Source organism: Bacillus sp. SKDU12, from assembly GCF_010093085.1.
Lineage (GTDB): Bacteria > Bacillota > Bacilli > Bacillales > Bacillaceae > Bacillus > Bacillus mexicanus.
In genome coordinates this window covers 17,645-37,375 of record NZ_MSRC01000018.1, presented here as the reverse complement: position 1 = coordinate 37,375, position 19,731 = coordinate 17,645, and the positions used below count along the sequence as shown (strand labels likewise).

Annotated in this window: 20 protein-coding genes; 8 read left to right on the top strand and 12 right to left on the bottom strand. The window is 44.1% G+C overall.

Annotated features, from left to right (window positions below; translation table 11 throughout):
* Positions 1–45 precede the first annotated feature (45 nt).
* The 4 genes from BTW01_RS16225 to BTW01_RS16210 all read left to right on the top strand — a co-directional run bounded on the left by BTW01_RS16225 (position 46) and on the right by BTW01_RS16210 (position 3,578).
* On the top strand, positions 46–333 hold the full coding sequence (locus BTW01_RS16225) for a putative quinol monooxygenase (protein ID WP_162104029.1): 288 nt from the start codon (positions 46–48) through the stop codon (positions 331–333).
* A gap of 16 nt (positions 334–349) precedes the next feature.
* Positions 350–1,099: an NADPH-dependent oxidoreductase gene (locus BTW01_RS16220; RefSeq protein WP_162104028.1), complete on the top strand. Its 750-nt coding sequence runs from the start codon at positions 350–352 to the stop codon at positions 1,097–1,099.
* Between the two features lie 162 nt (positions 1,100–1,261).
* Positions 1,262–2,140, top strand: coding sequence for a TetR/AcrR family transcriptional regulator (locus BTW01_RS16215; protein WP_162104027.1), 879 nt, complete (start codon positions 1,262–1,264; stop codon positions 2,138–2,140).
* Positions 2,141–2,171: 31 nt separating this feature from the next.
* The gene (locus tag BTW01_RS16210) at positions 2,172–3,578 is read left to right on the top strand and encodes an MDR family MFS transporter (protein WP_419724076.1); all 1,407 of its coding nucleotides are present in this window, start codon (positions 2,172–2,174) and stop codon (positions 3,576–3,578) included.
* Between the two features lie 49 nt (positions 3,579–3,627).
* On the opposite strand, the gene BTW01_RS16205 is transcribed toward BTW01_RS16210, so the two are convergent.
* Genes BTW01_RS16205 through yclN form a run of 4 tightly spaced genes read right to left on the bottom strand, consistent with a single transcriptional unit; the run spans position 3,628 to position 7,246 of the window.
* Complete coding sequence (locus tag BTW01_RS16205) at positions 3,628–4,581, bottom strand: siderophore ABC transporter substrate-binding protein (RefSeq protein WP_162104025.1); 954 nt, start codon at positions 4,579–4,581, stop codon at positions 3,628–3,630.
* A gap of 22 nt (positions 4,582–4,603) precedes the next feature.
* Complete coding sequence (gene yclP, locus BTW01_RS16200; RefSeq protein ID WP_162104024.1) at positions 4,604–5,362, bottom strand: petrobactin ABC transporter ATP-binding protein YclP; 759 nt, start codon at positions 5,360–5,362, stop codon at positions 4,604–4,606.
* Positions 5,356–6,303 carry a petrobactin ABC transporter permease YclO gene (yclO, locus tag BTW01_RS16195; protein WP_162104023.1) on the bottom strand — a complete coding sequence of 316 codons (948 nt, stop codon included), beginning with the start codon at positions 6,301–6,303 and terminating at the stop codon, positions 5,356–5,358. Before yclO ends, yclP begins: the two co-directional genes overlap by 7 nt.
* Positions 6,296–7,246, bottom strand: a complete 951-nt coding sequence (gene yclN / locus BTW01_RS16190; protein ID WP_162104022.1) for a petrobactin ABC transporter permease YclN — start codon at positions 7,244–7,246, stop codon at positions 6,296–6,298. The genes yclO and yclN overlap by 8 nt, the downstream gene beginning before the upstream one ends.
* Positions 7,247–7,639: 393 nt before the next feature.
* Here yclN and BTW01_RS16185 point away from each other — a divergent pair, with 393 nt between their 5' ends.
* The gene (locus tag BTW01_RS16185; protein ID WP_162104021.1) at positions 7,640–9,004 is read left to right on the top strand and encodes an aspartate kinase; all 1,365 of its coding nucleotides are present in this window, start codon (positions 7,640–7,642) and stop codon (positions 9,002–9,004) included.
* Positions 9,005–9,152: 148 nt separating this feature from the next.
* Positions 9,153–9,257, top strand: a complete 105-nt coding sequence (locus BTW01_RS16180; protein WP_162104020.1) for a YjcZ family sporulation protein — start codon at positions 9,153–9,155, stop codon at positions 9,255–9,257.
* Positions 9,258–9,349: 92 nt separating this feature from the next.
* On the opposite strand, the gene BTW01_RS16175 is transcribed toward BTW01_RS16180, so the two are convergent.
* From BTW01_RS16175 to gerKA, 5 genes are all read right to left on the bottom strand, one after another.
* Positions 9,350–9,472: a PhrC/PhrF family phosphatase-inhibitory pheromone gene (locus tag BTW01_RS16175; protein ID WP_162104019.1), complete on the bottom strand. Its 123-nt coding sequence runs from the start codon at positions 9,470–9,472 to the stop codon at positions 9,350–9,352.
* Positions 9,456–10,604, bottom strand: a complete 1,149-nt coding sequence (rapC, locus tag BTW01_RS16170; RefSeq protein WP_162104018.1) for a response regulator aspartate phosphatase RapC — start codon at positions 10,602–10,604, stop codon at positions 9,456–9,458. Before rapC ends, BTW01_RS16175 begins: the two co-directional genes overlap by 17 nt.
* A gap of 359 nt (positions 10,605–10,963) precedes the next feature.
* On the bottom strand, positions 10,964–12,088 hold the full coding sequence (locus BTW01_RS16165) for a spore germination protein (protein WP_162104017.1): 1,125 nt from the start codon (positions 12,086–12,088) through the stop codon (positions 10,964–10,966).
* Positions 12,089–12,111: 23 nt separating this feature from the next.
* Positions 12,112–13,335, bottom strand: coding sequence for a Ger(x)C family spore germination protein (locus BTW01_RS16160; RefSeq protein ID WP_162104016.1), 1,224 nt, complete (start codon positions 13,333–13,335; stop codon positions 12,112–12,114).
* A complete protein-coding gene (gene gerKA / locus BTW01_RS16155; protein WP_162104015.1) occupies positions 13,325–14,932 on the bottom strand; it encodes a spore germination protein GerKA in 1,608 nt (535 codons plus the stop codon). Before gerKA ends, BTW01_RS16160 begins: the two co-directional genes overlap by 11 nt.
* A gap of 125 nt (positions 14,933–15,057) precedes the next feature.
* Here gerKA and BTW01_RS16150 point away from each other — a divergent pair, with 125 nt between their 5' ends.
* A complete protein-coding gene (locus tag BTW01_RS16150) occupies positions 15,058–15,279 on the top strand; it encodes a hypothetical protein (RefSeq protein WP_162104014.1) in 222 nt (73 codons plus the stop codon).
* Positions 15,280–15,293: 14 nt separating this feature from the next.
* Here BTW01_RS16150 and BTW01_RS16145 read toward each other — a convergent pair whose 3' ends face one another.
* Positions 15,294–17,048, bottom strand: a complete 1,755-nt coding sequence (locus BTW01_RS16145) for a right-handed parallel beta-helix repeat-containing protein (RefSeq protein WP_162104013.1) — start codon at positions 17,046–17,048, stop codon at positions 15,294–15,296.
* Positions 17,049–17,327: 279 nt separating this feature from the next.
* Between BTW01_RS16145 and BTW01_RS16140 the strand changes: the two genes are divergently transcribed.
* Positions 17,328–18,806, top strand: a complete 1,479-nt coding sequence (locus BTW01_RS16140) for a peptide MFS transporter (protein ID WP_162104012.1) — start codon at positions 17,328–17,330, stop codon at positions 18,804–18,806.
* A gap of 221 nt (positions 18,807–19,027) precedes the next feature.
* Here BTW01_RS16140 and BTW01_RS16135 read toward each other — a convergent pair whose 3' ends face one another.
* Together BTW01_RS16135 and bsdD are read right to left on the bottom strand one after the other, a co-directional pair.
* Positions 19,028–19,492: a pyridoxamine 5'-phosphate oxidase family protein gene (locus BTW01_RS16135; RefSeq protein WP_162104011.1), complete on the bottom strand. Its 465-nt coding sequence runs from the start codon at positions 19,490–19,492 to the stop codon at positions 19,028–19,030.
* A complete protein-coding gene (gene bsdD / locus BTW01_RS16130; RefSeq protein WP_162104010.1) occupies positions 19,489–19,716 on the bottom strand; it encodes a phenolic acid decarboxylase subunit BsdD in 228 nt (75 codons plus the stop codon). The genes BTW01_RS16135 and bsdD overlap by 4 nt, the downstream gene beginning before the upstream one ends.
* Positions 19,717–19,731 lie beyond the last annotated feature (15 nt).

The window sequence follows — 19,731 nt, the reverse complement described above, 5'->3', positions numbered from 1 at the left end:
ATAAATTCGAACAATAAACTTACCATAACAATGGAGGAGATCAACATGATCGTATTACAAGCTTATATGAAAGTAAAACCAGAAAAACGCGAGGAATTCTTGAGCGAGGTCCAATCTCTTCTTCAACATTCAAGAGCTGAGGAAGGCAACGCGCAGTATGATCTATTTGAAAAAGTAGGCGAAGACAATACATTTGTGATGCTTGAACAATGGAAAGATGAAGCAGCGATGAAATCCCACAATGAAACTGCACACTTCCAAGGGTTTGTCGCAAAAGCAAAAGAAGTGCTGAGCGCTCCTCTTGACGTTGTCCGCACGGAGCTTAGCGAGTAAGGAAAGGATGTCCCATATGAATGAAGTCATCAAATCATTAAGAGACCACCGCTCGATTCGCAGTTATACAGATGAGCCTGTGGCTCAGGAGCAATTGGAGCAGATCATTCAAGCTGTGCAATCAGCTCCATCTTCTATCAACGGGCAGCAAGTGACTGTGATTACAGTACAGGATAAAGAGCGCAAAAAGAAAATCTCCGAGCTGGCAGGCGGACAGCCTTGGATTGACCAGGCTCCTGTTTTCTTGCTGTTCTGCGCAGACTTCAACCGGACGAAAATTGCGCTTGAAGATCTGCATGATTTCAAAATGGAAATCACAAATGGCTTAGAGTCGGTTCTTGTCGGCGCAGTAGATGCTGGTATCGCTCTTGGCACTGCAACAGCAGCGGCAGAATCACTCGGGCTTGGAACTGTTCCGATCGGTGCGGTTCGCGGAAACCCTCAAGAGCTGATTGAACTGCTTGAGCTTCCGAAATACGTGTTCCCTGTATCCGGTCTTGTCATCGGCCATCCTGCTGACCGTTCAGCGAAAAAACCTCGCCTTCCGCAGGCAGCAGTCAATCATCAGGAAACATACCTGAACCAAGATGAACTGACTTCTCACATTCAGGCATATGATGAGCAGATGTCTGAATACATGAATAAGCGTACAAACGGAAAAGAAACAAGAAACTGGTCACAGGGCATCGCTTCCTATTATGAGCGCCTGTACTATCCTCATATCCGTGAAATGCTTGAGAAACAAGGATTTAAAGTTGAAAAATAAGCCTCACCCGGCCTGTCGGAATCTCCGGCAGGCTTTTTGATTGTCTGGGGAAAATCCATTGACTTCTATTTCGTTTATTTGGTAAAATTTTTTCATTGTTACTCATTGGTTTTCTGTGAACCAATGAGTTTTCTAATGTTCAAGAAAGAAGGAAGCCCTGAGATGCTTGATAAAAAAACAGATATCTTGTTAGCTGCGCGAACGCTTTTTTCGGAAAAGGATTTTACGTCGGTTTCCATGCAGGCGATCGCAGAAGAATGCAAGATGTCAAAAGCTTCGATATATAAGCTATTTCAATCTAAGGAAGATCTGCTTTTGGAACTGCTGTCATTTAACCAGAAGCAAATGGTGGCTACCGCCTCAAAACTTCAGGAAAATACCTCGCTGACACCAGAGGAGCGTTTGATGCAAAAGGTCAAAATGGAGCTGGAAGGCTTCAGGCAGAACCAGCAGTTTTTCAATATGCTGACCTACGGAAACTCCGCGCTGCATAATGACCGGATCAAACAGCATATCCATCAGACCAGATCGACGATTATCTGCTGGCACCGCGATTCGCTGATTCAGGCGTATGGAGAAGCCGTTCTCCCGTTTGTGTGGGATGTAGTGATCATTCTTCACGGCATGATACGTGAGTTTTTAATGCTGATCAAATTAGAGGAACAACCGCTTGAACTTGATCCGATCGCAGAGTTTATCATCAGCACCCTCAATCAGATTGTCAAAAACAAGGAAACCCGGCAGTCTCTTCTTCCGCCTGAAGCCATTGAGCTTTACCTTCATTCAGCATCCTCCTACAAGCCAAAGGATAAATCAGCCCTCTTGTCGGAAAGCCTGAAGGAATTACATAAAGGCATTTCTTCCTTGCCTGCAGCGGACTATGACGTAGATGAACTGACATCCGCAGCTGCCATGCTTGAGGAAGAAGCGAAGAAGGGCGACCCCCGTGCTTTTTTGCTTAAGTCATTGATTGGCTATCTGGAACAAACCGGTGTTTTAGCACAGCCCGTTTCCATGCTAAAAACACTGTTAATCACGTAGAGAAAAGAAGGGATTTGTATTGGATAAAAGTATGGAACCAAAACCTTTTAACCGTTCTGTCATTGTCGGTATTTTATTAGCCGGGGCGTTTGTCGCAATTTTGAATCAGACGCTGTTAATTACCGCGCTTCCCCATATTATGAGGGATTTTAATGTAGACGCGAATCAAGCGCAATGGCTGACAACTTCATTTATGTTAACAAACGGAATTTTAATTCCGATTACCGCGTTTTTAATTGAGAAATTCACGAGCCGGACACTGCTTATCACAGCAATGAGCATTTTCACTGCCGGAACAATCGTCGGCGCATTCGCCCCGAACTTCCCGGTTCTGCTTGCAGCACGTATCATTCAAGCAGCCGGAGCCGGTATTATGCTGCCGCTCATGCAGACCGTATTCCTGACGATCTTTCCGATTGAAAAGCGGGGCCAGGCTATGGGTATGGTTGGATTGGTCATCTCGTTCGCGCCTGCGATCGGACCGACTCTTTCCGGATGGGCGGTCGAAGCTTTCTCATGGAGATCACTGTTTTATATCATTCTTCCGTTCGCTGTAATCGATTTAATTCTTGCCAGCATCCTGATGAAGAACGTGACAACTTTACGAAAAACACAGATTGATATTTTATCAGTGATCCTTTCAACATTTGGATTCGGCGGCCTTCTGTACGGTTTCTCAAGTGTTGGCTCTTACGGATGGACCAGTTTAACTGTCTTGCTTTCACTGCTGGTGGGTGTCATTTCACTGCTATTGTTTATCACAAGACAAATGAAGCTAGAAAAACCGATGCTGGAATTCCGTGTCTTTACGTTTGGCATATTCAGCTTAACAACACTGCTCGGAACCATTGTCTTTGCATTATTGATCGGTACAGAAACCATTCTGCCGCTTTATACACAAAACGTCAGAGACGTCACAGCTTTTGATACAGGGCTGATGCTTCTTCCGGGAGCTGTTGTCATGGGCTTCATGTCACCGATTATCGGCAGAATCTTTGACCGTGTCGGCGGAAGAGGGCTGGCGATTACCGGTTTCTGCATCATCTTCCTGACATCACTGCCGTTTATGCAGCTGACTGAACATACATCGCTTGCTTGGATTGTTGTGTTATATACCGCTCGTCTCTTAGGCACCGCCATGATCATGATGCCAGTGACAACAGCTGGAATCAACGCGCTGCCGCGCCACTTGATTCCGCACGGAACAGCAATGAACAATACCGTTCGCCAAGTCGGCGGCTCAATCGGAACTGCCCTATTGGTATCCGTGATGAGCAACCAGGCAGCACACGCTGGCAATGCAAATGTGAAACACGCCGCTCTGCACGGCATGAACGCCGCTTTTATCGTAGCGGCCTGCATTGCACTCGTCGGCTTCCTTCTCTCCTTTACACTAAAGAAACCTCAGCGCCCTGCCGAACAGCAGCCGGCACGCTGATTTCCATACAAAAAGAGCCCCGCTTTTAAGCGGAGGCTCTTTTTTTGGTTTACTTCTCTAAACCGTCTTTCACTTCTTTAATCATTTGCGTCATTGACTCAAGTCCGCCTCCTGATAAGTACCAAGTAGCAGAATCAAGGTAGACGACATGATTGTTTTTCACTGCATTTACGTTTTTCACATAATCATTTTCAACGACTTGTTTCGTAGATGATGATTCTCCGATCGCTGTACCGCGGTCAACAACAAACAGATAATCCGGGTTTGTTTTTGAAATATATTCGTAAGAAACGCTTTGTCCATGCGTAGATGCTTTGATGTTTTGGTCAGCCGGTGTCACACCGAATACGTCATGAATCAGGCCATATCTTGATTTAGGGCCAAACGCGCTGATTTTCCCGTCGTTCGCCATGATGACGAGACCGTTTTTGTTAAGCTTTTCAGCGGTTTTCTTTACATCTGCGATTGAGTGATCAATGTTTGCGAGCTCATCTTTCACTTTGTCTTCTTTATCAAAGATTTTACCGATTGTTTCAGCGTCTGACTTAAATGACTCCATATATTTCGCTGTGTCCACGCCAAGGTAAATCGTCGGCGCGATTTCAGAGAACTCTTTGTATGACTCAGATTGTCTTCCTGAAATAATGATCAGATCAGGGTCTATTTCAGCCACTTTTTCAAAGTCTGGCTCTTTTAAGCTGCCGACATCTGCATATTTATCTTCTTTGAATTTTGACAGATAATTTGGAAGGGCTTTTTTCGGCAGGCCTGCCACTTTATCATCAAGACCGAGTTTATCTAACGTGTCTAAGCTTCCTAAGTCAAATACGACAACCTTTTTAGGGTTCTTTGGCACTTTTATGCCGTTTTTGTCCAGCTGGTGTTTGACCGTGATTTGTTCTTTCTTAGATTCAGAACCTTTGCTGCCAGTGCTTTGGTTTCCGCATGCGGAAATGACAACTGCCATCACCAAAGCGATGAATAGTAATGCGAACTTTTTCATACTCCTCACCTCTTCTATATATTTAAGAAAAATAAACACCTATCCTTTGATTATCAATCAACTGAATCGGAATGGTCATATCGTAGATGTCCTCAAGCACAGAGGTTTTAATAATCTCCTCAGGCGGCCCCTCTTTTACGATTCGGCCGTTTTTCAAGGCTACGATACAATCGGAGTAAACGGATGCAAAGTTGATATCATGAATAACGATCACGATTGTTTTTCCGAGCTCCTCTACCAGCCGTTTCAGGAGTTTCATAATTTCAACCGAATGTTTCATATCGAGATTGTTCAGCGGCTCATCCAGAAAGATATAGTCTGTGTCCTGGGCAATAACCATTGCAATGAACGCCCTTTGACACTGTCCGCCGCTCAGCTGATCAAGGTATTTATCCTGAATGTCTTCCAGCTTCATATAGCCGAGCGCCTGGTTGATATGAACCCAATCTTCCTCTGTCAGCCGGCCTTGTGAATATGGAAATCTGCCGAAGCTGACGAGGTCTTTGATGGTGAGCCTGATATTGATTTGGTTTGCTTGCTTCAAAATGCTCATTTTTTTGGCAAGCTCTTTGCTGTCGCAGGCTCCAATTTCTTGTCCGTCTATGAAAATCTCGCCGGAATCCTTTTTGATCAAGCGACTCATGATAGACAGCAGCGTACTTTTGCCGGCGCCGTTAGGACCGATAAATGAAGTGATTTTGCCCTTTTGAATGGTGACTGACGTCTCTTCAAGGACCACTTTCCCGCCATATTGTTTGCTTACATTTTTGACCTCTACCATGATTTATTCTCCTTTAACAGCAAGTAGATAAAATAAATCCCGCCGGCAAAATTAATAATGACGCTCAGCGTCGTTGAGAAGGTAAACACTTTCTCAACCACAAACTGTCCTCCGACCAGCGCAATGATGCTGATGAGAACGGAGCCTGCAATTAAGTATGAATGCTTATATGTTTTCAGGAATTCTCTCGCCAGGTTGACAACAAGAAGGCCTAAGAACATAATCGGCCCCACTAGAGCTGTTGAAACAGAGACAAGGATCGCAACCACGATCAGCATCTGCTTAACAACTTTGTCGTAGTCAATGCCCAAATTCACGGCGTGCTCGCGTCCAAGCGCAAGCACGTCAAAAAATTTCGTGAAACGCCAAACATAAGCGCCTGTCAGCAGAAAGATGATAAACGCAAGCCCTAACAAATCCGTGTTGATGTTGTTAAAGCTGGCAAACATCTTATCCTGCACGACTTGGAACTCATTCGGATCAATCAGCATCTGCATAAAGGAAGACAGGCTGCTGAACAGCGTGCCAAACACGATTCCGATGAGCAGAAGGAAAAAAATATTTCTCCCCTCTCCCTTAAACATGATCTGATACAAAACTAGGGAAAACAATATCATCAGCAGAATAGAGATGATAAAGTTGATGTTTTTATTCATGATGACAATATTCGCAGAACCGAACAAAAAGATAATGCCGGTCTGAATCAGCATGTAGAGAGAATCAAGACCCAAGATGCCGGGCGTCAGGATGCGGTTGTTCGTAATCGTTTGAAAGATCATGGTCGAAAACGCAATCGCTCCCCCCGTCAGCACAATGGCGGCCACCTTTTTGATTCGTCTCGGCAGGGTGTAATCCCAATTGCCTAAATCATAAAACAGAAACAAACCAATACAGACAATGGCTAAACCAACGAGCAACGCTATTTTCACCTGGTTACGCATACGCTTTTCTCCTTAACAGCATAAACAGGAAAATGCCGCTGCCGATGATTCCGACCATCAGGCCAATCGAGATTTCATAAGGGAAGATAATGACTCTGCCCAATATATCGCAAAACAGCACAAAAACCGCTCCCAACAGCGCTGTATGCGGCAGGCTGTTCTTTAGATTGTCTCCTCTGTAAATGGATACAATATTCGGGATGATTAAACCGAGAAACGGCAGCATGCCGACGGTCAATATGACAAGAGACGTGATCAGGGACACGATAATAAGCCCGATGTTCACAACCCGCTTGTACTTCAGGCCGAGATTGACAGAAAAGCTTTCGCCCATACCGGCCAATGTGAATTTATCCGCATATACATAGGCAATGATGACGAGCGGAATACTCAGATAAAGAAGCTCGTATCTTCCTTTCACGACCAAAGAGAAGTCTCCCTGCAGCCATGATGACACATTTTGGATCAAATCATATTTATAGGCGATAAATGTCGCGATTGAACTGACGATATTCCCGAGCATTAAACCGACAAGCGGAATAAAGATGGTGTCATTAAATTTGATTCTTTCAAGAATTTTCATAAACAGAAAATTTCCTGCAAGGGCAAAGATAAAAGCGACAAGCATTTTGATTAGAGGGCTGGCGGATGTGAACAGCATCAAGGAAATTAAAATACCGAGCCGTGCCCAATCCATCGTGCCCGCTGTTGTCGGAGACACGAATTTGTTCCTGCTGATCTGCTGCATAATCAAACCGCAGATGCTCATGCTTAATCCGGCAATGATAATACTGATCAATCGCGGCAAACGGCTTGCGAACAGCGTTGACGCTTCTTGTTTGCTTAAATCGAAGAGATCAAGCGGCGACAGATCTTCCACGCCTATAAATACAGACGTAACTGCTAATACAATAAGTAGAATGAATAAGTAACGTAGCTTCATGCTGCCTCCTTACATCCTTACAGCAAAAAGAACGTATCTCCCACTCCGCAAGGACTAAAACAATCTGGCTATATATATATTAATTAATTGATTATCATTATCAATTACATCTTACCATTTTTCTAGTGTTAGTCAATATTCTTTCAGCATATTAACGTAGTCATATATTCAATTTCACTCATCATTCTAGTCATTTACCATCCCACAATCGTTAGGCTGTTTACCATATTTATCTTTAGAATGCTTGTATATAGTCAACATATCTGACGTTATTCCTTCTGTAAAAAACAAATGTTCATACCGAGGAGAAATTCCCCCTTGATTTACAGGACTGAAAAAGAGATAATAAATACTAAATTTATTTGAAAATTATAAACATTAGGGGATGTAAATATGAAGGTCGTTAAATTCGGAGGCAGCTCACTCGCTTCAGGCGCTCAGCTTGAAAAAGTATTTCACATCGTCACCTCAGACCCGGAACGGAAAGCTGTAGTCGTTTCAGCTCCGGGAAAGCGCCATGCTGGGGATACGAAAGTGACTGATCTCTTAATCGCGTGCGCGGAACAATATTTGGCATCAGGCAGCGCCCCTGAGCTGGCAGAAGCTGTTGTGGAACGGTATGCCCTCATCGCAAATGAGCTTCAGCTTGAGCAAAGCATTATCGACAAAATCCGGGATGATCTGTTTACGCTTTTAGATGGAGATAAAATCAATCCCGAGCAGTATCTTGACGCCGTCAAAGCAAGCGGGGAGGATAACAACGCCAAACTCATCGCCGCCTATTTCCGCCATAAAGGCATCAAAGCGGAATATGTGAACCCAAAGGACGCCGGCCTTTTCGTGACAAATGAACCCGGCAACGCGCAAGTTCTCCCGAAATCATATCAAAACCTTTATCGTCTTCGGGAACGTGATGGTCTTATCATTTTCCCCGGTTTTTTCGGATTCAGCGAGACTGGCGATGTGATCACATTCTCACGGAGCGGCTCTGATATTACCGGCTCGATTCTTGCCAATGGGCTGCAGGCTGACTTGTACGAAAACTTTACAGACGTGGACGCGGTGTACTCTGTCAATCCGTCCTTCGTTGAAAATCCTAAGGAAATCAGCGAGCTGACATACAGAGAGATGCGGGAGCTGTCCTACGCGGGCTTTTCAGTGTTTCATGATGAAGCGCTCATTCCTGCATTCAGAGCGGGGATTCCCGTCCAAATCAAAAATACGAATAATCCGTCAGCACAAGGCACCCGTGTCGTCAGCAAGCGGGATAACACAAACGGGCCTGTCGTCGGCATTGCCAGTGATACCGGATTTTGCAGCATTTATATCAGCAAGTATTTAATGAACAGAGAAATCGGATTTGGACGCAAAGCCCTTCAAATCCTGGAAGAACACGGGTTAACGTATGAGCATGTTCCATCGGGAATTGATGACATGACCATCATCCTGCGGGAGGGCCAAATGGATGCCGCCGCTGAACAGAGTGTGATCAAACAGATCGAAAAGGATCTGCATGCCGATGAAGTCATTGTCGAGCATCACCTCGCATTGATCATGGTTGTCGGAGAAGCGATGCGCCACAATGTCGGCACAACGGCAAGAGCGGCCAAAGCCTTATCAGAGGCGAAGGTGAATATCGAAATGATCAACCAGGGATCTTCTGAGGTAAGCATGATGTTCGGCGTAAAAGAAGCTGAAGCAAAAAAAGCCGTTCAAGCGTTATACAAAGAATTTTTCGCGGGCGTGCTGATCTCTTAACATAAAAATAGCGGGCGCAAACGCCCGCTATTTTTTATACATTCAGCCCATCATCAATTGTCCATTTTTTCACTTGTCCACTATTGCCTCAAGCACACCGACCGGTTTTACATACCTTATAGTATCCACTATAGGGAGGTGAAGCCTTATGTCAGGATACACTGGTGGCGGTTACGGCAGCTCTTTCACTTTAATCGTTGTATTGTTTATTCTATTAGTTATCGTAGGAACAGCGTATGTTGGCGGATTCTAAGTTGCTCATCTTCTCTTCGGGACGCCGTAAGACCTTGTCTTACGGCGTTTTTTTTTAAAAAACCCCCTTCTCAAATGAGAAGGGGCTGATTCTTACGTCATTCCTCTTTCTGCCACATGAAAATCAATTGCTTCCGTATTAGCGGAAATGCCAGCAGCTGTAAAAATAGCAGCTGTGACCACACAAATAACAAACAACTTAGATTTCAATTTCATGCCAACCCTCACTCCTTTGTATTTGTTTTCTTGCTTCTTCAACTTGTAGAAAATAGGAAGCAGACAATTTAAACCATTGTTGTTCATAGTAATATTTTGCTACTTCTAGGGCTAAATCCTCTATATCAGCGTACATACTTTTATTTTTTAGGTATTGGAAACATTGTTCGATTCCTTCTTCATTAGGCTGATCCTGATATAGGGATTGTAAAAATTCGAATTTTACCGCGTAATCTGCGTCGTCTGTTTCTTTAGCATATTCATAGCCCCGCTTGTGATATTCCGAAGCTTTATCATGTTTTCCTTGTTTATAATAAATCAGGGTGATTAAAAAGTAGGCTTGCGGCAGCGAATTGATGATCATGCTGCTTTCAAACGTGGAGACCGCTTTTTCAAAGTAATCAATAGCACGGTCAAGAAGATCTTGATTGTAATAGCATAAGCCAAGATTGTAATAGGCTCTTCCGACCAACTGGGCTTTTTGTTCTGTTTTGGCCATATCGAGCGCCAATTTGAAATGGCGTGCGGCTTGTTCAAAATTCCTTTCATCCATCAGATTAACCCCGTACACGAAATGGCACTGAATGATTCTCACTTGGTAGGTTTCCTGCTCCACGTAAATTTCATAGGCGTTTTTTATATTGATCAGTGAAAAATACGTTTGCTTCATATAATAGTAGGCTTCCGCCATTTTAAAATAGAACTCCGCCCGTTCAATATGGTCAGCGACAAAGGAAAGCTTTTTCTCCGCCTGTTTATAATAGGTAATGGCAGAAATAAATTCCCGCTTATCAAACTCATACATCCCGCGAAAAAAATTCACATAATAGTCGAGCAGCCCTTTGAGGTTTGCCTGGTTGCTGTCGATATTTCTTGATAATTCGGACAGGCTTGGCTGGTCTTCTATATTTAATTTCTCTAACGGCTCTAGATAATCAAGCATAAGCTGGTGGCGGAATTCCATTAGTGAATAATAAAGGAGCAAGTTGGAATCGTGCTGCATGTGTTTCAGTTCCTGCTGGATTTCAGCTTTTAACACTTCGGCATCCGGCACGCTGAATGTGCGGATATATTTGTACCACTCATTAATTTTTTGACCGACCGCTGAAGAAGGAATTACCCCGCTCTTCATTCCTTCACCCTCTCCCATCAAAAACTGTTCATGTCATATTTTATCATGTTTACAGACCATCCCAACCCGAAAAACACGCAATCTTTATTTCGGATGCACGCAATAACTTAATCGTGTGCAAAAAGGCGGATACATGTAGCTTATGTCGCTGCCCTGTATGTTTTGCCATTAAAGGATGGGAATGATGAATGTTGCGCTTTGCCTTTTTCACTTTTGATTTCTGCTTTAGAGATACCATTCAATTTCGATCATCATCTCTTGATATCCTTTCATTCCTCCAGCTAAATGTGCCATTAGATATTGTTTTTTCTTTCACAAAGCGAGAAAACAAACGCTAGCTGCTACATTCCATCGCTCTTTTATTGTTTTTTCGCTTCCGCCTCGTTTGACTTCTCTCTTCGCTTCTTTTTCCAAACGGCTATTACAAATAAGAAAAGCGGAAACAAAAGCTGAAAGGGCAAATGAATATACATTGGGACCACTTTCAGGCCTTCGTTCATATGCTCTGAAAAGTTAGTCGCGATCGTTATAGAAAGAATTAAGATGCCTAATCCCATTGGATAAGCCAATTGAGAAGGATTCTTTTCCTTAAAGAGCGTGGACGTTCCCACCACGACTGCGTATAAGTAGAGGCTGACCTTAAAGAAGCCGCCGATGATGAGTGCCAGCATAAAAAAGACATCGAGACGATCTAAAAATTCCTCGATCTTAATCGTCTGAATCGTACTTAAAAGCGGAAACTGGGATCTGAGGGTCAAATCAACATCAAGCACACTAATATTAATCGTCACGATAAGCGCCACAATCAATCCGCTGATGGCCATAGCAAGAATCCCCATCTTTTTCACGTTTTTTCGGTCATTAAGAGTCGGGAAAATCATGACAAATAATACAACTTCACCAAATGGAACGTACATCGTCTGCGTGAAAACAGAGTGAATGACAGGATAAATGCCGTCCGCTAAAACCGGTTTTATATTCTGCAGGTCTACGGAGCCTGACACAATAATAAGCACGAGGCCGAGCGCCCCCAGTAAATACATAGCTCCGAAAAGAAGCTCCGCTGCGCGGGCGAGCACCTCAATTCCTTTTCTGACGGCATATACACTCACCACCATTAATAAAGCATTTACAATAATGATAGGTGTATCATGGTAAGCAAACGTCAGCAGCATTTCTCCAAAGTCACGCAGCACCCTGGCGGCAATATAGGAAAAGTACAGGATATACAGAAATGAAAACAGCCAGCTCAGCTTGGTTCCGAGCATATCATCCATATATTCTTTCGGGGAAGACTCCGGATAGCACTGATAAATGCCTTGATACAAGTAGAAAAGAAACAGACCGATCGCACAGCCCAACAGCACTGCTAACCAGGCATCTCTTCCTGCCATCATCCCCGGTGTAATCAACAAGGAGCTGCCCAGCTCAAAAATAATAATCATGACAAACAGCTGCCTGATATTTATTCTGGCTTTTTCCATCTGCCGCTCCCCCTTTCTCGCACCTACTCATTTTTAAGCTGGTGCTGAATCGGATTGTTTCGCAACCCTGTTCGTCTAATATACGTATCCACTTTTACATCAATGGGCAATTCCGGTAAATATTCTTCGTCCCATGTGTCCTTCATTTTCTCCCACTGCTTCGGATACTTTCTATATATCTTGTCACCAAAACCGATAAAGTCTATTTTGTTCTTCTTGATCTTTTTCACAACATGGCTGATTTCCTTTTCCAGCTCTTTGCTGAGAGTTTGTTCAATAGCCGCCAGCACCTTTGGATTAGACAATTGGAAAGGGTATCTGACAGCATCTATGATTCCTTCAACATTGACTTTAACATGGATGTACGGACGTCCGTTTCTCATCCCCGGCACCAGCTTTGTGCTTTGATGCGTAACTTGTAAACTGACCGCGTTCTTTGTCTTTCCCCAGTCAGCATTAATAAACGTATGCTGAATCTTATTCATCAGCCAAACTGCCCCTACGCTTTCATGATCTCCAATCCAATACTTTAAATAGCCTGACTTATCAAAAATGGCCAAACCATCTGCCTGAAGAATGGCTTTCGGATCAGTAGCTTGCGTGTTTTCCATACTGATTCCTTTTTTATCATCACCAATCATCATATATCCCGGGATAATCGTTGCTTTTGTACTGTCGCCAAGTGTTTTCAAAGCGTCCTGAATATTGGTTTTGATAACCCGTCCGTATTCCGCCTCCGTAAAGTCGAGTGTTTTATTGACTTTATTTGACGGAATTTTATCAATCGGTGTAAGGATTTTCACGATATTTTCCGCTTTTGTTTTATGGGCGACAACGATTGTTGCCGTTGTCCTGAATTCCGTATCACGGTCAAGGTTATCTAACACAAAATCCAATCCTTCCTCACTCGCCAGCTTCTCACTGATTACGACTAGATTGGTATGGGCAAAATAAAGCCTCCGGGATACCTTTATGGAAGCTTTTCTAAGCGCTTCCGTCATATTGTCGCCTTCAATCGAATAGACAGATACAGGCGGTCTGTCTCCAGCACCGCCTCCCTGAAGCCCGCCGGCCACATTTCCGGGATTGATAATTTGAAGATGCAGCACGTAGTTGCCTTCTTTTGTCCGATCAATGCCAATCGCCGAGATAATCGCAAGATCCGTCAGCTCTCGCTTATCCCAGCAGCCGGGAAGCACAATGACGCTTAAAAGCATGAGAACAGCTAATAGACATTTACGACCCATTCTGATCCCCTTCTTCCAAGTCTTTATTCACCATTCCTTGGGAAGCGGCCGGCTCCGGACGTTGCCCTTGCCCCTGCCGCACTTTATCTTCCTTACTGACTGACTCCGGCCTTTTTTCATCAGCCCACCACGGAACCCTGAACAGCGCGTCCTTTACCCCTTGGGAAGAAAAAGGAGCAAGCGGCGACATGTAGGGAACACCGAAAGAGCGCAGGCTGCATAAGTGCACAAACATGATAATAATTCCTAAAATCAGCCCGTAGAACCCCATAACAGAGGATGCAATGATAAGGATAAACCGAATGAGACGGGCTGAAATCGCCATGGCGAAAGCGGGTGTCGCAAAGCTGGCAATCGCGGTGATCGCAACGATAATGACCATGGCCGGAGAAACGATGCCAGCCTGTACGGCAGCCTGTCCGATAACGAGCGCACCTACGATCGATACCGCCGAACCCACAACGCGCGGCAGTCTGACACCGGCTTCTCTCAGAATCTCAAAAGCAATCTCCATCATAAGTGCTTCGACAACTGCCGGAAACGGCACAATTTCCCGCTGGGCTGCAATCACGACTAACAGCTGTGTGGGGATCATTTCCTGGTGAAACGTCGTGGCTGCCACATAAACAGCAGGCGCGATAAGTGAAATAAAAAAGACCAAAATCCGCAAAATCCGTATGCTCGAGGCAATGTCAAAGCGCGAATAGTAATCTTCAACAGACTGAAAAAATTGTATAAATAAGGCAGGAGCAATAAGAACAAACGGCGTTCCATCCACAATGATCGCGAATCTTCCTTCTAATAGATTCCCTGCTACCACATCAGGACGTTCTGTATGATACATGGTCGGAAACGTCGTAAAGGTTTCATCTTCAATCAGCTGCTCGATATATCCGGATTCTAAAATACTGTCTATATCTATTTTTTTCAGGCGCTGTTTCACTTCCTTCAGCACCTTTTCATCACAAATGCCATGAATGTACATAAGTGCAATATCCGTATTCGTAACAGAGCCGATTTTCATTTTTTCCACCCATACATTCGGGTTCTTTATGTATCGCCGAATCATGGAAATATTCGTTTGCAGAGACTCTGTAAATCCTTGACGCGGGCCGCGGAAGGATACTTGAGTGCTCGGCTCTTCGATGGAGCGCTGTTCTCCCCCTTGTGTGCTGCAAATCAACGCATCGTCATAGCCATCAGCAAAAACGAGCGCATTGCCGAGCATTAATTCAGTAAAAAGCTTTTCCCAATCCTTTTCAGCTTTCACCCCTCCTAGTGGAAGTGTTTTTTCAAGAATCTGCTGGATGGCATGCGAATGTTGGATGGATTGGTCCCCAACCAAAGGATTGATTAAGGATTCATGAATCGTGTTATTATCGACCAGGCCTGCAAGATAGATAATGGCAAGGTGGACACAATCCTGTTCCCCGATTTTGATCTCGCGGATAATGACATCAGAGCTGCATCCGACTTTCTTTTTCGTTTCCGCTAGATTCTTTGCTAAACTTCTGGAAATGTGAACCGGCCTTTTGTTGTCTTGCTGCTGTTCCTGTTTCTTTTCTTCTGATTTTTGTTTCTTTTGCTTAGAAGGCATACACAAAATACCTTTCCTTGTCGTTTTCTCATATTCTTCCTTCCAGCATTGAGATTATGCATACATCTTAGATACGGTATAACTTCCTGAAAAAGATGGACACTAAGATTGGAGGGTGATGGAGCATGAAAATATTAGGCGTGACAGGGTTCATCTTGATTTGTTTATTAGCTATTTCTGTTTTTATGGACATGCTTCAAGGGTTCAGTCTGACAAAAGCTGTTTATAACAATATGTCCAGCTTTAAGATGACAACGTTCGCAGAATGGACTGTCCTTTTATTTTTTGTGGTCGTACTTGGGAGAGAAATATATGTGATCTATAAACCGAAAAAAAAGAACCCCTAGAGCGGGGCCCTTTATCAAACCAATATATTGCCGTCTGCTGTATCGCTGCTATGTTTGTTGATGGTGCCTTTGAAGATGCGATTGCCGATGATTTTGGAATTGGTTGAAGTGTTTGTTTGAATAGCTGTCGCTGTCCTTGCGGAGAGGTTATTGATGGTGTTTCCGGAGATGATAGAGCCTGCGGAACCGCTGACATAAATCACAATTGGATTCCCGGCTGTTCTGTTGACTGAAATGGTGTTATCAATAATCTCATGCACACCTGCGCTGATATAGATGGTGACCAAAAGCGGAGATCCTTCAATGTGGTTGCTGATAATAGAGGTTTTCGCAGTTGTAGAGCAGTAAATCGGATAGTTTTTAAACTCTTTAAAGATATTGTTTTTAATAATAGCACCAGCATTGTTTGTAACAGTAACAGAATATGATTCCGCGGCTGCTTCAAACGTGTCAGGGTACAGTGTATTTCCTTCTACCACCGCGTTTCCTTGAGCGATCCAAATTCCCCGGCTGTATTTTCTCAACACATTATCCTTAATGATCATATCGCCGCCGGAAATGTTCACACCATCAATGACTTCAATGAGGCAGTTATTCAGAAATACGGTATCATCCGACAGCACTGCGCGAAGACCGGTGCTGCGGCTTGTTTCAGACAATCCGTTTTGAATCTGGTTGCCGTCTACCTTTACGTCGGAAGATTGATAAACCAAGATCCCAGTGTTTTCAAAGTTACTGATTTTGTTGTTTGTGACAAGAACGCTTTTCCCCCTGACATCAATTCCGGTTGAAAACCCGGTAATCAGGTTGCCGGCGATTACCGTATCACTGCTCTCCTTCCCTTGTGACACACCGAGTCCGGTAATCCCGACTCTAGGCGCAGCAGCGGCGTTTTCAGCCCGTCTGAGAATATTCCCCTTGATCATCGTTTGCGTTCCATACCCATAGCTGATCGTATTGTCTGAATCGTTTCCCTCTATTGAAATGCCGTATCCATTAAAATTGGTCACAGAGCTTGAAACGTTTCCAATGAAATGGTTGTTGCGGATGGAAACATTGATCGGTTCCTCATAGTCAACCTCACCTTCGCCATATCCTTCTATGTCAATTCCGAATTTCGGCGCTGTTCCATTCCCTGTTCCGGCATCTTCAATTACACATTCCTCCACCGTGACCGTATCACATCCGGTAATGGAAATGTTATTTCTTCTCGACCGCCGAACCTCACAGCCGCGGATGGTGATATGTTCTGACGTACGATAATCATTCGCTGTCTTTAAACCGCTTGGACTGACAATAATCCCGTCACCGGTAAAATCAGAAATTTTGACATTATCAATGACAACATTCGAGCATCCTTCAATACATATGCCGAAACCCCATTCATGAGTTGACCTTATCCCCGCGGAGACATACGTATGCTCATCGCGTTCACCAATAATTTGTCCCCCGGAAATGGTTATATTCTCTTGCTTGCCTACATAAAATGCGGAATAACCCCACGAGCTGTTCGGGATGATTTTGATGACACACTCAGGGTCCATCATAATCTCAAGGTTGCCGGGAACAATGACCCCCGCGTTTCGAAACTTCTGATTGGGGTCTCCTCCAAGCGTTCCATCTATTAAATAGGTTCCTGTTGGGAACCAGACCATATGATATCCTTTCGAAACAGCCATACCAAAGCACTGATTAATCAACTCTGTATAATCCGTTTTTCCGTCTCCCAAAATACCGAAATCCGCCACATTTAATATAAATTCAGTCAATTGCGGGTCTCCTTCTCCATGATTTGTATCATGATACGTCTAAAAACCCGCTCCGCTTGTACATATCTCTAACATTTTATCAAAAAAGTATAAAGGAAGAAATTTGCAAGAAAATCTTACGGAAAAAGTCCTAGGAACTAGTATACACTCCCTATTTTCCTATGTTTATATTTTTTCTATTCTGGAACTTCTTGAAATGAGTATAAATTATATTGACACAGGTATTATATAAGAATATGATTTTTATAATACACTTTTTTAAGAAAGGGTTTGGCTGACATGGCTTCGATTGATAACGAAAGTATCATTAAAAGCGTCCCGCAAAAAGGGTTCTTTGGTCACCCGCGAGGACTATTTACGCTATTTTTCACCGAATTTTGGGAGCGTTTCTCTTACTATGGAATGAGAGCAATCTTACTTTTCTATTTGTATACAGAAACGGTAAACGGAGGACTCGGCTTTGACAAAGGCACAGCGGTCGCCATCATGTCGATTTACGGCTCTCTCGTATACATGTCCTCTATTATTGGCGGATGGCTTGCTGACCGGGTATTCGGAACTGCAAACACCGTTTTTTACGGCGGCATACTCATTATGTTCGGCCACATTGCACTCGCCTATCCGGGCAGCGCGACAGCATTTTATATCAGCATGGCGCTTATCATTATCGGTACAGGTTTATTAAAACCAAACGTATCAAGCGTAGTTGGGGATCTTTACACAAAAGAAGATGCACGCCGCGACTCAGGTTTTAGCATTTTCTATATGGGGATTAACCTCGGCGGATTACTCGCGCCGTTAATTGTCGGAACACTCGGACAGAAGTACAACTATCATCTCGGCTTCGGAACTGCCGCGGTCGGAATGCTTCTCGGACTTATCGTATTTGCTCTGACAAGAAAGAAACACCTCGGTCTTGCAGGGACAAATGTGCCAAACCCGCTGTCAAAAAAATCAGCGATTGGGACTGGAATCGGTGTAATTATTGTGGCGGTTGCAGTCATGATCTCTGTCCAAACAGGCACGCTGACGATCAATCGTTTCATTAATCTTGTAAGTATTCTCGGTATTTTGATTCCGATTGTTTATTTCATCATCATGTTTACAAGCAAAAAAGCGGACAAAACAGAAAAATCTCGTCTTGCCGCTTACATTCCTTTGTTTATCGCTGCTGTCATGTTCTGGGCTATCCAGGAACAGGGAGCAACCATTCTTGCAGTATACGCTGATGAACGCACTAGGCTTTCATTAGGCGGATTTGAACTTCAATCATCTTGGTTCCAATCGTTAAACCCATTGTTTGTTGTCATTTTCGCGCCAGTTTTCGCATGGCTATGGATGAAGCTTGGCAAACGTCAGCCGTCCACACCAGTTAAATTTTCAATCGGTATTATTCTAGCAGGCTTATCATTTATCATTATGGTATTCCCCGCAATGCAAGGAAAAGAAACACTCGTAAGCCCGCTTTGGCTCGTTCTCAGCTTCCTGCTTGTCGTACTGGGAGAGCTGTGCCTGTCTCCAGTCGGTTTATCTGTAACAACGAAACTGGCGCCAGCTGCATTCTCTGCACAGACAATGAGTATGTGGTTTCTGACTAACGCAGCAGCTCAAGCGATCAATGCCCAAGTAGCCGGATTGTTTGATAAAATTCCTGAAACAACCTACTTCGGCACCATCGGTATGATTTCAATCGTACTTGGCGTCATTCTCCTTCTTCTCACGCCGATTATCAAACGCGCGATGAAAGGGATCTTATAAAAGAAAACAGCCCGCAGATGTGGATCTGCGGGCTGTTTCTTATTTGTCCGCCATTTGATCAAAGGCCTGCGCTTCTTCCAGCATTGACTGATGGCTGCTTTTGACAAGTGCTCCTCGCTTTGGCGCGAATCCATAAAATAGGTTAGATTAGCATTCAAAGCGAATTGTTGAAGACGTGTCCCATTTCTGAAAGCCTGACGCATGGCGTCAGGCTTTCATTTTTATCGCTTCAATTCTTCCAGCGTCTTTTCCCATCTATTCAGCACCTCTTCAGGGCTGTGAAGCTGGATATGGACACCGGAATTCAAATCAGCGTATTTCGCAACGTCCTCCTTCACTGAAACGATGCGGCAGGCAAAACGATCTCTTTCATATTCGGCATTTTTCAAAGTTGGCAAGAGTTTACATTGCAGCTTTACATAATGAGCCGCCCCCTTCCACCATGCCGTAAACTGCGCTTTTCCTGTGCGAAGGATGTTGGCAGCAGTCGTTGTGTTTTTCCATAGGGCGATTCGGATATCCGTGCGGCTCAAAGCAATTATTTCTCCCACACTGATCATCGCGGCATGCGGCCAGCCGTCCTCCGATACCGTTTGCAGAACGAAAGCTTCATGCTGTTTCTCATTCAGGCGATCCCCGTCAAGCAGCTCAAAGAGATGGTCTGATATATCATTCACGCTGGTCAAACCTTTCGTTCCGGCACAGCCGGAACTTCAATCGCTGTTTTCGTTTCCTGCGGATCAATTTTAAACGCCGGATTGTATTTCTCAGGATTTGTAATGCTTTCTGGTTCACAGGATCTCCATGTGAAAAAGCATGTTTGGCACTGATAAACTTCCCATGCGCCTTCTACAGGCGATTTGCTCATGACTTCTCCCTTTTTTGAATCACAGCGAGGACATGTATGCATGTCAATCATCCTTTC